General features: G+C 63.6%; 8 protein-coding genes. 4 read left to right on the plus strand and 4 right to left on the minus strand.

Features of this window, described 5'->3' with window-relative positions; translation table 11 throughout:
* The first annotated feature begins 288 nt into the window (after positions 1 to 288).
* Positions 289 to 3015, plus strand: a complete 2727-nt coding sequence (locus F2P44_RS05105) for a polysaccharide deacetylase family protein (RefSeq protein ID WP_370662635.1) — start codon at positions 289 to 291, stop codon at positions 3013 to 3015.
* 229 nt (positions 3016 to 3244) lie between these two features.
* Here the strand turns inward: F2P44_RS05105 and F2P44_RS05110 are convergent, their stop codons facing one another.
* Positions 3245 to 4285: a DUF475 domain-containing protein gene (locus F2P44_RS05110; RefSeq protein WP_167085611.1), complete on the minus strand. Its 1041-nt coding sequence runs from the start codon at positions 4283 to 4285 to the stop codon at positions 3245 to 3247.
* Between the two features lie 306 nt (positions 4286 to 4591).
* Between F2P44_RS05110 and F2P44_RS05115 the strand changes: the two genes are divergently transcribed.
* The 3 genes from F2P44_RS05115 to F2P44_RS05125 all read left to right on the plus strand — a co-directional run bounded on the left by F2P44_RS05115 (position 4592) and on the right by F2P44_RS05125 (position 9641).
* Positions 4592 to 5014 carry a divergent PAP2 family protein gene (locus F2P44_RS05115; RefSeq protein WP_167085613.1) on the plus strand — a complete coding sequence of 141 codons (423 nt, stop codon included), beginning with the start codon at positions 4592 to 4594 and terminating at the stop codon, positions 5012 to 5014.
* 262 nt (positions 5015 to 5276) lie between these two features.
* On the plus strand, positions 5277 to 6413 hold the full coding sequence (locus F2P44_RS05120; protein ID WP_167085615.1) for an efflux RND transporter periplasmic adaptor subunit: 1137 nt from the start codon (positions 5277 to 5279) through the stop codon (positions 6411 to 6413).
* A 3-nt stretch (positions 6414 to 6416) separates the two neighbouring features.
* Entirely contained in the window at positions 6417 to 9641 is a 3225-nt protein-coding gene (locus tag F2P44_RS05125) for an efflux RND transporter permease subunit (protein ID WP_167085617.1), read from the plus strand.
* A 118-nt stretch (positions 9642 to 9759) separates the two neighbouring features.
* Here the strand turns inward: F2P44_RS05125 and F2P44_RS05130 are convergent, their stop codons facing one another.
* The 3 genes from F2P44_RS05130 to F2P44_RS05140 form a co-directional block, all read right to left on the minus strand.
* Complete coding sequence (locus tag F2P44_RS05130) at positions 9760 to 10197, minus strand: hypothetical protein (RefSeq protein ID WP_187363238.1); 438 nt, start codon at positions 10195 to 10197, stop codon at positions 9760 to 9762.
* Positions 10198 to 10493: 296 nt separating this feature from the next.
* Positions 10494 to 11414 carry an NAD(P)H-hydrate dehydratase gene (locus F2P44_RS05135; RefSeq protein WP_229423386.1) on the minus strand — a complete coding sequence of 307 codons (921 nt, stop codon included), beginning with the start codon at positions 11412 to 11414 and terminating at the stop codon, positions 10494 to 10496.
* Positions 11415 to 11427: 13 nt separating this feature from the next.
* The gene (locus F2P44_RS05140; RefSeq protein ID WP_167085619.1) at positions 11428 to 12192 is read right to left on the minus strand and encodes a histidine phosphatase family protein; all 765 of its coding nucleotides are present in this window, start codon (positions 12190 to 12192) and stop codon (positions 11428 to 11430) included.
* Positions 12193 to 12277: the final 85 nt, after the last annotated feature.

Raw genomic sequence — 12277 nt, forward strand, 5'->3', positions numbered from 1 at the left:
GGGTCTGACCTCTGATTCGCAATTTTGTTAACCGGGCTGATGCTGTCGGGCGCGATCTTTTTCTCATTTACGCGAAATTCGCAGCAGAACAGGGGCGATTGCGACAATTTCCGCTTTTCCAATTTTACAAAATTTCGAATCAGAGGTCAGACCCCGGTGAGGAAACGAAAATGTTGCGAGTTAGAGCTCTGACCCCGGTTGTGGGAGTGTTGAGTGGGGGTGTAGGAATTTTCGGGGTGTTTAGTTTTGCAATACAATCGATGCATTTCTTCCAACAGGCGTGTCATCGTGACTTCCACTGCCATTAAAATCGCCGCTGCGCTTGCCATCGCGGGCGCGGCCGGTGCGGCTGTTCTGTTTGCCGGACGTAAGCTGCCGCCGCCGCCGCCGCCATCCGTTAAGGCCGCCGCCGCGCCCATGCCTGCGCCGCGTTCCACGACGGCGCCGTTGATGGCCGGTATGCAGACCTTGCTGGCCAATTACCGCAAAATCATCGTGCTGCTCGCCGATGAGAAGTCGATGCCGCCCAACGAGCGCGAACAGGCGCAGCGCGTCGGCCAGAACCTGTTCCACGAGAATCAGTCGCACGCCGCGTCGCTCGAACGCGATCTGGCCGCGCTGCTCGCATCGAGCCAGCCGAACCGCTTCGATGCCGTCAGCGAACTGCTCAGCTTCATCGAGTCCGATAAATCCCTGTTCGATGCCGACCGCCTCGCTTTCCGCGAGTTGCTGCAGGGCTTGCTGGCGGAAGTGGCCAAGGATTCGAGCTTGCCGGCCATTAAGATCCACAAGCGCTTGTCGGAGGATCTCGATGCGCTGGCCGAGATCGAGCGCAATTATGAGAAGGAAATCCGCCAGGTCTTCGGCCGCTACGAGTCGCGCGCGATCGAGCTTAAACGCGAGCGCTGGGACAGTTACCTGGCCTATCTCAAGACCCTGTTCGCGCGCGATACCATCCTCAAGGAGCAGGGCGTGGTGATGCCTTACCCGGCGTCAGCCTTGCCGCGCGAGACCAAAACCAAGGCCGAGCCCGACCCCAACGAGATCTTCGGCAATTCCCTGCCCAAGAAAACCGTGGTGCTGACCTTCGACGATGGACCGCACAAGCGCTACAGCGAAGAAATCGCCGCCATCCTCAAGCAGTACGGGGTGCCGGCCGTGTTTTTCAGCGTGGGCCGCAACCTGGGCAGCGTCGATGCCGCCGGCAAGGCCACCCTGTCCGATGGCGCCGCCGTCAGCCGCAAGCTCAAGGCGGGCGGCTACACGCTGGCCAACCACAGCTACACGCACGCCCAGTTATCGAAAGAAACCGGCGACAAGCTCATGGCCGAGATCCTCAACACCGATGTGCTGCTCAAGGCCATCGACGCCAGCCGCGCGCCGCTGTTCCGCTTTCCCTACGGCGCGCGCAACAGCGAGGGCATGCATGCGCTGGAAGGCGCGCACCTGCGCTCGGTGATGTGGAATATCGATTCGCTCGACTGGGCCGATCCGGTCCCGGCCTCGATCGCGGAGCGGGTCTTGCGTACGGTCGACAAGGAGGGCCGCGGCATCATCCTGTTCCACGACATCCACGCGCGCACGGTCAAGGCGCTGCCTGCCGTGCTGGACCGCCTGATCGCGGAGGGCTACCAGTTCGCCGGCTGGGACGGCAGCAATTTCACCAGCGCCAACACGGCCGCCGCGCCGGCCGAGAAGGTGGCGGTCAGCACCGGCTATGCCAATTCCTGGGCCATCGTGATCGGCATCGACAGCTATCCCAAGTGGCCCAAGCTGCAATACGCGGTGCGCGATGCCCAGGGTATGCGTGAAGTGCTGATCGGCAAGTTCGGTTTCGCGGCCGAGCGCGTGGTCTCGCTCAACAATGCCGATGCCACCCGGGCCGGCATCCTGGGCGCCTTCCATGACCGCCTGGCACACGGCGGGGTGCAAAAAAACGACCGGATCTTCGTGTTTTTCGCCGGCCACGGCGCCACCCGCCAGCTCAGTTCGGGCCGCGACCTCGGCTACATCGTGCCTTACGATTCCGACCCGACCCAGTTCGCCACCGATGCGATTCCGATGAGCGAGATCCAGAACATCGCCGAGAGCCTCACCGCCAAGCATGCGCTGTTCGTGATGGATGCCTGCTACAGCGGGCTGGGCCTGACGCGCGGCGGCGGCGCCGGCGCTTTCCTGCGCGATAATGCGCGCCGCATCGGACGCCAGATGCTGACCGCCGGCGGGGCCGACCAGCTGGTGTCGGACGGCGGGCCGAACGGGCATTCGGTGTTCACCTGGACCTTGCTGCAGGGCCTGGCGGGGAAGGGCGACCTGAACGGGGATGGCTTGATCACGGCCACCGAGCTGGCGGCGTACGTGGCGCCGGCGGTGGCGGGCGTGTCGAACCAGACGCCGGCCTTTGGCAGCCTGCCGGGCTCGGAAGGGGGCGACTTCGTGTTCGAGTTGCCGATCGAGACGGAATTCTTGAATCCGCAGACGGCGCAGCTGTCGACCGAGGCGATCGCACTCAACGCCAAGCTCGACGCGGTGCGTCCGGACACGCCCAAGGCGGATGACAAGCCGGGCGTGGTGGCGCCGGCGGCACCGGTCGCGGTCAAGGATTTGCAGGGCAAGGAGCAGAAGCTGGTGACGCCGCTGGCGGTGCCGTCGTCGGCGCGCCAGCTGGCGCAGCGTGCGAATGACCGCGGTTTGCAGCTGTTTAAGGAAAAGCAGTATGGGGCGGCCGAGGCCGAATTCACCGAGGCGCTGAAACTGCGCGCCGATTTTGCCCTGGCGGCGAATAATCTGGGCTTTGTGTACTACAAGCAGGGGAAATTCGCCGAGGCGGCGCGCTGGTTCGACAATACCGTGAAGATGGACCCGTCGCGCGCGGTGGCATACCGCAACCTGGGCGACGCGCATGCCCAGGCGGGCGATGTGGTGAAGGCGAAGCAGGCCTACAAGACCTTCATGGAGCTGGCGCCGGCCAGCGCGGGGGCGGCGTATGTGAAGCAGCAGCTGGAAAAGCTCTAGTTCGTCCTGGGTCCTTGCCGGCACCGCCAGCAAGGACTTCCCGCGCCAGGGCGGCGCGCGCCGGGAACGCATGCGTTCCCCGCAAGTTGTTTCTCAGCCACTAGCTGCGCCAGCAAGCTGGGAAGGTGCATGCGTTCCCGTCGGTGCGGGAAGTCGTCCCCGGCAGCGCCAGGGACGAGGCCACGGGGCTGCACAGACCACCTGGCATCACAGCGCGAACCTTGCCCCGTCAAGCCACGCCCAGCGCCTCTTGCTGTTTCTTGTAGCGCAGCGACGACCACACCGACACCAGGATGAACGCCACGCCCGACAGCCCCGTGAACCATTCCGGAATGTGGTAGCGCACGCTGGCGAACATGATCAGCGCCAGGATCCCGATCGCGTAATGCGCGCCGTGCTCCAGATAGACAAACTCCTGCAAGGTACCTTTTTCGACCAGGAACACGGTCATCGAGCGCACGAACATGGCGCCGATCGCCAGGCCCAGCATGATGATGACCACGTCGTTGGTGATCGCAAACGCGCCGATCACGCCATCGAAACTGAACGAGGCGTCGAGCACTTCCAGATACAGAAACCCCCCGATACTGCCGCGCGACACGATTTGCCCGATGCTCGGGTCGGCTTCTTCTTCCTCCAGCAGGGAACTGATCCAGTTGACACCCACGTAAATCACCACGCCCATCACGCCAGCCATCAGCACGCTCAGCTTGCGCGCTTCCGGGACCAGGTACATGGCCACGAACGAGGCGCACAGGGTCAGCAGTACCGCCAGGCTCTCGCTGCCGTAGGTGCCTACCTTCTCTTCGACCCATCCGAGCCAGTGAAGTTCCTTCTCTTCGTCGAATAAAAAGTTGAGGAAGACCAGCAGCAGGAAGGCACCGCCGAACGCCGCCACTTCCGCATGGTTGTCGGTCAGGTGGCGCGAGTATTCGTCCGGCGTGTTGATCGCCATGGTCCACACGTCCAGCAAGCCGAGCCCGGTCGCGACCGAGACTATGACCAAGGGAAACAGCAAGCGCATGCCGAACACGGCGACGACGATCCCGACCGTCAGGAACAGCTTGCGCCAGAAGTCGTTCCAGTGGCGCAGCACGGACGCGTTGACGACGGCGTTGTCGAACGAGAGCGACACTTCCAGCACGCCCAGCACGGCGGCGATCCACAGGGCATTGAGCAGGCCGGGGACGCCGCTGCGCGAGTAGCCCCACCAGCCGGCAACGGCAAGGAGAACGAAGGTGACAATGAAAGAGAGTCTGAAATGGCGCATGGGCTAATTCCCGGGGAAAAGTTCGATAAGAAGGGTGGACGCCGGCGGGCGGTGGTCTGATGTCATTCTAATAGGTTTTCCTGCCCCATGAGCAGTCAAACGCGCGCACGCGACCCCATCCCGATGCCGCTTGCGGCCGGGACCAGCCGTGTGCCAGGGTCCGCGGCGGCCGGCCCGTGCTGGCGTGGAAGACAGTGGTGAAAATGCATGCCGGCGAACTTTTATGCTGCCTTGGCATGGGTGTGATCTGCGATAATTGTTAGTTACGCAGCAATTGTGCCGTATAACCACAACAAGGATTTACCCATGGATATCAGCTACCTCATCACGCCTGTCTTGACCTGGCTGGTGGTGGGACCAATCAAGTTCCTGATTAATAGTGCGCGCCAGCGGCGCTGGGCATTCAATTTGGTCGGCAACGGCGGCTTTCCCAGCAATCACAGCTCGGTAGTCACCAGCATGGCGACCCTGATCGCCCTGCGCGAGGGCATGGGCAGCCCGGCCTTCGGCGTCGCCGTGACCCTGGCATTCATCGTGATGATCGATGCCAACAGCCTGCGCCAGCACGTCGGCCGCCAGGCTGCCGCCATCAACCGCCTGGCCGGCAGCGCCGCCGACCATACCCATCTGCGGGAACGCATGGGGCATACCCTGGTCGAAATCACGGGCGGCATTTGCACCGGCATCGGCATGGGCTTTGCGGTATTTCACTTGTTCCAGCGCTTCTGATGCAGCGTCGACCCTCGCGCCGTCGTCCCCGGGCTGGCGCGGGGAGTCGTTGCTGGCGCTGCCAGACAGGATAAATCACCCCGATTGTTGCAACTCAGCATGACAAGAATGCAGTTCAATCCCGCAAATCCGCAGTTCAGCCATCGAAACTGGCAGGTTGCAAGATCGCTAATTGACGTCGATATCCGTCTCAAGGATACTTTGGCGCTGGAAGTTTTCAATTTGATACATACGTCTGACCGATTTGATCCCGGAGAATCCCATGCTGCGCAAAACAATGCTCGTCCTCGCCATCGCTACGGCGCTCGCCGCCTGCAGTAAGGACGCTAAAGATCCGGGCAAGGATGCCAAGGCCGCCGCGCCCGTCCAGTTGCTGGTTTCTCCGGAAGATCTGCTCACCATCCAATCGAACGCGCTCGCGTCCGGCCCGGTCGTGACCGGCTCGGTCCAGCCCGAACGCAAGGCCGACCTGCGCGCCGAAGTGTCGGCCGTGGTGTTGCAGGTGCTCAAGGAAAACGGCGACCCCGTCAAGCGTGGCGACATCCTCGTCAAGCTCGACGAAACCGCCATCCGCGACAGCCTCAGCTCGGCCGAGCAGTCCGCCCGCGCCGCTTCCCAGGCGCTCGACCAGGCTGAACGCCAGCTGGAACGCATGAAAACCCTGCGCGCCTCGGGCATGACCTCGGCCCAGGCGATGGATGATGCCGAAGTGCGCCGCAACAATGCCCTGAGCGAAGTATCGGCCGCCAAATCGCGCGCCGCCCTGGCCCGTCAGCAACTCGGCCGCACCGTGGTGCGCGCCCCCTTCGACGGCGTGGTCAGCGAACGCAAGGTATCGGCCGGCGATACCGCATCCGTCGGCAAGGAATTGCTGAAAGTCATAGACCCATCCAGCATGCGCTTCGAAGGACGCGTCTCGGCCGACCGTATCAGCACGGTCAAGGTCGGCCAGGCGGTCAGCTTCCGTATCAATGGCTATGCCGGCGAAGAATTTCGCGGCGTGGTGAAGCGGGTCGATCCGGCCGCCAACGAAGTCACGCGCCAGGTCGAGGTGCTGGTCGGCTTTGCGCCCGGCTCGGCGGTGCCGAAGGTGTCCGGCCTGTACGGGGAAGGGCGGATCGAGGCGGAAACCAAGGCTGCGCTGATGCTGCCCGAAGGCGCGCTGGTCAAGGCCGGCGACAAGGCCTACGCCTGGCGCCTCAAGGATAAAACGCTGAAAAAGGTCGACCTGGCGGTCGGGCCGCGCGACACGCGCACCGGCAACTATGAGATCAAGCAAGGCCTGGCCGCCGGCGATACGGTCATGCGCAATCCAAGTTCGGCTTTCAAGGAGGGCCAGAAGGTGGAACTGGCGCCGGCCAAGGTTGCCGCCGCCGCGCCTGTCGTGCAGGGGAAATAAGCCATGTTCCTTTCCGATTTCAGTATCAAGCGGCCAATCGCCACGATTGTGCTGATCATCACCTTGATGTGCATGGGCCTGCTAGCCCTGACCAAGCTGCGCGTCAACCAGAATCCCGACGTCGAAGTGCCGGTATTGCAGATCAACATTCCGTATCCGGGCGCGTCGCCGGACACGGTCGAGCGCGAAGTGATCAACCGCATCGAAAAGTCGCTGCTCAGCATTTCCGGCGTGACCGATGTGCATGCCAATGCGGTCGAGGGCAATGCCCAGTTCTGGCTGGAGTTTAACTTCGACAAGAACCTGATCGAAGCGTCCGACGAGGTGCGCAACGCCATCGCCACGGTGCGCTACAAGCTGCCGACCGAGATGCGCGAACCGATCCTGCAGCGTCTCGACCCGGCCACCCAGCCCATCCTGAACCTGGCGCTGTCCTCCACCAGCCAGAGCCATGCGGAAATCTCGCGCCTGGCCGAGGATGTGCTGGCCGACCGCTTCCGCGGTATCGATGGCGTGGCCACGGTCAACGTCAACGGTGCCCTGCGGCGCGAACTGTCGGTGCTGCTGCGCGCCGAAAAGCTGCGTGAATACAATGTGGCCGTGTCCGACGTGGTCAATGCCTTGCGCACGCAAAATACCAATGCGCCGGTGGGCAAGATTCGCGGCGAATACGACGAAAAAAGCATCCGCCTGGTCGGCCGCATCGAGTCGCCCGAGGAATTCCAGCAAATCGTGGTCAAGCGCCGTGGCGATGAAATCGTGCGCCTGGCGCAAGTGGCCGAAATCCGCGACGGCTTTGCCGAAGTCAACAACCTGAGTATCCGCAGCGGCAAGCCGAACGTGGGCATCACCCTGACCCGTTCGCGCGATGCCAGTACCGTCAGCGTGGCGCTAAGGGCCAAGAAACTGATCAAGGAACTGGAAAAAGAACTGCCGAAAGGCACCGTGCTGGAAATCACGCGCGATGGCGGCGATGAAGCCCAGCGTAGCCTGAACAATGTGATCGAATCGCTGATCTTCGGCGCCGTGCTGACCATTTTCGTGGTGTACGCCTTCCTCAATTCCTGGCGCTCGACCCTGATCACGGCGCTCTCCTTGCCGACCTCGGTGATCGCCTCCTTCATCGCGGTCTGGCTGTGCGGCTTCACGCTCAACTTCATGACCCTGCTCGGGCTGTCGCTGGCCATCGGTGTGCTGATCGACGATGCGATCGTGGTGCGCGAAAACATCGTGCGCCACATGCAGCGCGGCTCCGACCGCCGCAAGGCCGCCCTCGAAGGCACCGCCGAAATCGGCATGGCGGTGGCCTCGACCACCTTCTCCATCATCGCGGTGTTCATTCCGGTGGCCTTCATGCCGGGCGTGTCCGGTGAATGGTTCCGTCCGTTCGCGCTGACGGTGACCTGCTCGGTGCTGGTCAGCCTGGTCATTTCCTTCACGCTCGACCCGATGCTGTCGGCTTACTGGGGCGACCCGCCGGACCATCACACTGCGCCAAAAAAGGGCTTGTCGCTGCTGCTGCATCACTTTAACGAATGGTTCGACCGCCAGGCCGACCGCTACGGCAATGTGATCGCCTGGGCCTTGCATCACCGCATCTGGATGACCCTGATCGCCGTGGCCACCTTCGCCGGCGCGATTTATCTGCAGGGCGCCAAGGGCGGCACCAGCTTCCTGCCGGAGGCCGATTATGGCCAGTTGCTGATCGATATACGCACGCCGGCCTCGTCGAGCGTGGAGTATTCGCGCGCCAAGCTGGAAAAGGCGGCCGAACTGGCCCGCACGATCAAGGAAACCAAGGATACCAACGCCTTCATTAACACGGGCGGCGGCAAGGTGTATGTCGACATCGGCAAGCGCGCCACCCGCTCGCGCAGCGCCAAGGAAATCGCGGTCGAACTGCGCGCCAAGATTTCCCAGCTGGTCGGTGCCGAATACGTGGTGCTGGACGATATGAATAACGGCGCCAACAAGCCGATCCAGATCCAGTTCACCGGGCCGGATTCGCGCAAGCTGCTCGACATTGCCACCGCCTACATGGAAAAGCTGCGCGCGGTGCCGGGCGCGGTCGATGTCGGCCTGTCCGAACAAGATCCGAAAAACGAATTGCAGATCGAGCTGAACCGCGGCCTGGCCAATTCGATGGGCATTTCCGTCAACGATGCGGCGCAGTCGCTGCGGGTGGCGTTTGCCGGCGTCGAAGTGGGCGACTGGGTCGACCCGACCGGCGAAACGCGCGACGTGGCGGTGCGCCTGCATCCGGACGACCGCATCAGCGCCGACAACATCGAACGCTTGCCGATCGCCGTGACCGGCACCAACCAGATGGTGCCGCTCGACCAGATCGCTACCATTACCATGGGCAAGGGACCGTCCGGCATTTCGCACAAGAACGGCAAGCGCACCATTTCGGTCTCGGCCAATGCGCAGGGACGCTCGAACGGCGAAGTCACGGACGACGCCATGAAACTGGCCGATACCTTCGATTACCCGCCCGGCTACGGCCGTGAACTGGGCGGCGCCGGCCAGGATCAGCAGGAACTGTTTGCCGAAATGGGCATCGCCCTGATTTCGGGGATCGGCCTGATGTACCTGATCCTGGTGATGCAGTTCGGTTCGTTCACGGCGCCGCTGGCGGTGATGCTGTCGCTGCCGCTGTCCCTGATCGGCGTGGTGGTGGCGCTCCTGGTGACCGGCAACACCCTCAACCTGATGAGCTTCATCGGCATCATCATGCTGATGGGCCTGGTGGCGAAGAATGCCATCCTGCTGCTCGACGCGGCCCGTTCGCGCGAACGGGAAGGCCACAGCCGCGAAGATTCGCTGATGGAGGCGGGGCGCGCGCGCCTGCGTCCGATCCTGATGACCACCTTCGCCCTGATCGCCGGCATGTTCCCGGTGGCGCTGGGCTTGGGCGAGGGCGGCGAGTTCTACCGTCCACTGGCGATCGCGATCATCGGCGGCACCATCACCTCGACCATTTTGACCTTGCTGGTGGTGCCAACCTTCTACGACAGCATCGAAATCAAGACCGACAGCATGGGCGCCAAGTTCCGTCGCCGTTCAGTGCGCTTCGGTCCGCTGCTGGCCTTCCTGGCGACTTTCATCGAGGTGATCTTGTTCCTCACCTTTGTTCGCCTGGTCTATCGCCTGATCATGCGGGTGGTGCGCCTGGCCACGGGTGACAAGCGCAGTGCGGCTGTGCGCGGCGCGTTGCCGCTCAAGTAGCCACAGGTGTAAGGCTGCACTGACGGCGCATCGGGAACGAGATGCCGTCAGTACCAAGGCCGCCGTTTCTGCAACTGGCAGAAACGGCGGCTTTTCATTTGCGGCTATCCACTATCGGTTAGCGCTTGCTCTTGTCGGGTGGCGGAGTCGTGTCCGTGGTGCCTGACGTGCCGCTGGTGCCCGAGGTACCGCTCGTGCCCGTACCGGAGGTGCCGGTCCCGGTATCGCCCGTCGTGCCACTGGTGCCGCTGGTACCCGTACCGCTGGTACCCGTACCGCTGGTACCCGTACCGCTGGTGCCGCCGGTGCCGCTGGTACCCGTACCGCTGGTCCCTGTGCCGCTGGTAGCGGTATCGCCTGTTCCGGTCGTGCCCGTTCCGCTGGTACCGCTGGTTCCACTGGTACCGGAGGTGGTGCCGGAGGTCGTACCCGACGTGGTGGTGTCGCTGGTGCCGGTGCCGGTGGCAGGGGTGTCATTGCGCTTGCAGGCAACGAGCATCGACGCCAGCAGCGCCGCGGTCAGCAGGATTTTTGGTGCGGTGGTGAATGGTTTCATTGTTTACTCCTCGGTCACGTCAATTGAGTACCGCTGCCTGTCCTTCCAACTTGCCGCAGGCAACGGCGCCAGGTCGATCCTGCCGGTCATACATGCGCCGGCGAGGACCATCAGGGAACCGGCGTCGTGGATAACGCGGTCCCGTTAGCTGATGCGCGAATTCGACTGTAACAATTAGACTTTCAGCATCTGCGCCAGTTCATATTAATTTGCGTATCTGACGTAGATTTACCTCCATGTCCGCGCAATTTGATACTGATCAAACGTTTTGCTTGGCCGCGGCCATTCCGTCGACTTCAGGAACGGGCGGCTTGCTCCATCAGGGCTGGAATTTCGGCCGGAATCTCGCGTGCCAGGTAGCCCAGCACGCCAAAGCGCAAGGCCAGCTGTTCGCCCGCCTGCGCATGCAGGGCCACGCCCCAGCAGGTAGCCTGGGCCAGGGTCGCGCCGCGCGCCGCCAGTCCGGCGATGATGCCGGCCAGGGTGTCGCCGGAACCGGAAATGGCCAGCCCCACGTTGCCGCCTTCGTGCTGCCAGGGGCCGCCTTGCGGCGCGCTGATCACGGTGCGTGCGCCCTTCAGGGCCACCACCGCGTTCCATGCCTGCGCCGCGTCCCTGGCGGCGCCGTCCGGGTCGGCCAGGATCTCTTCTTTCGCGCTGCCGCTCAGGTGCGCCATCTCGCCCGCGTGCTGGGTGAGGATGACGGGCTGGGCAAAGCGGAACGGTGCATTCTCGCCATCGAGGTCGGGATTGAGCACAATCCCCATCGCGTTGGCGTCGAGCACTACGCTGACGCCTTCCAGGCGCGGCAGCAGGGCGCGCACCAGCGCCGCCGTGGCCGCCTCATCCTGCATGCCGGGGCCGATCAGCACCGCATCGATCTTGTCGGCCAGCGGATCGAGTTCTGCCAGCGCATCGCGCTCGAAGCCGCCGTCGGCCGTCTCGCGCAAGCCGATCACGCGCGCTTCCGGCATGGCCAGGGCCACCAGTTGCGCCACGCTGGCGCCGGTGGCGATGGTCAGCTTGCCGGCGCCGGCGCGCAGGGCGGCGGTGGCCGCCAAAATCACGGCGCCCGGCATTTCGCACGAGCCGCCCAGCACCAGCACATGGCCGCGCCGTTCCTTGTCGCCCTCGGCGGGCGGCATGGGCAGCGGCCAGGCGCGCAGGGCGGCACTGTCGATGGTGACCATGTGGGTGCTGGCGAGCGGCATGTCCATGGGACCGGCGCGCCTACGCTTTCGGAGCAGCGGGCACATCTTTTTGAGCCGTGACCGGCGTGCCTGCCGCTTCCAGGGGAGCGACAAAGTTAGTCAGTTGCAAGCCCAGCTTGCCGTGCTTGCCCTGGGTGGGGTCGAAACTGTAGGAGGTGACCGAGCAGTTCGGCACGTCGCCGGCCCGGTCGAAAGCCAGGATAGCCGCTTCGTCGAGCCGCTCGAACAGGTAGCGGAAGCAGTTGACCGTGACCTGGTGGCCGACGATGAGCACGCGTTCCTTGCAGAATTCGCGGGTGATGGTGTCGATGATGCTGCGCAGGCGCAAAATGACGTCGCACCAGCTTTCGCCGCCGGGCGGGCGGAAGTAGAACTTGCCCACGTGCTGGCGCTGCTCGTACAGCTCCGGATATTGATGCTGGATGCCGAGCACGGTCAGGCGGTCGAGAATGCCGAATTCCTTTTCGCGCAGGCGCTCGTCCACGTGCACGGCCATCAGGCTGCCTGGTCCGAGCTGCTCCATGATGATACGGGCGGTCTCGGCCGCGCGCACGTAGGGGGAATGCAGCACCACATTCGGCCGCTGGTCTTCCGCCATGGCCGCGAACCAGGTGGCCAGCGCGCGCGCCTGTTCGGCGCCGAGCGCCGAGAGCGGCACGTCGACATCGCGCTCGGCGATATCGATATGCAAGCCGGCCGCTGCTTCGGCCGCATCGCGGGCCACGTTACCGGCGCTTTGTCCGTGCCTGACCAGCCAGATCTGTTGGGGCCACTTTTGTTCCATCGATTCGCCTGCCCTTGACATGTTGACACGACGTCATCATAGACGGATTCGGCGGCGGATCAGCGCACGATACAAGCCGTTGTGG

Source organism: Massilia frigida (genome assembly GCF_011682175.1).
Classification (GTDB): Bacteria; Pseudomonadota; Gammaproteobacteria; order Burkholderiales; family Burkholderiaceae_D; genus Telluria_A; species Telluria_A frigida.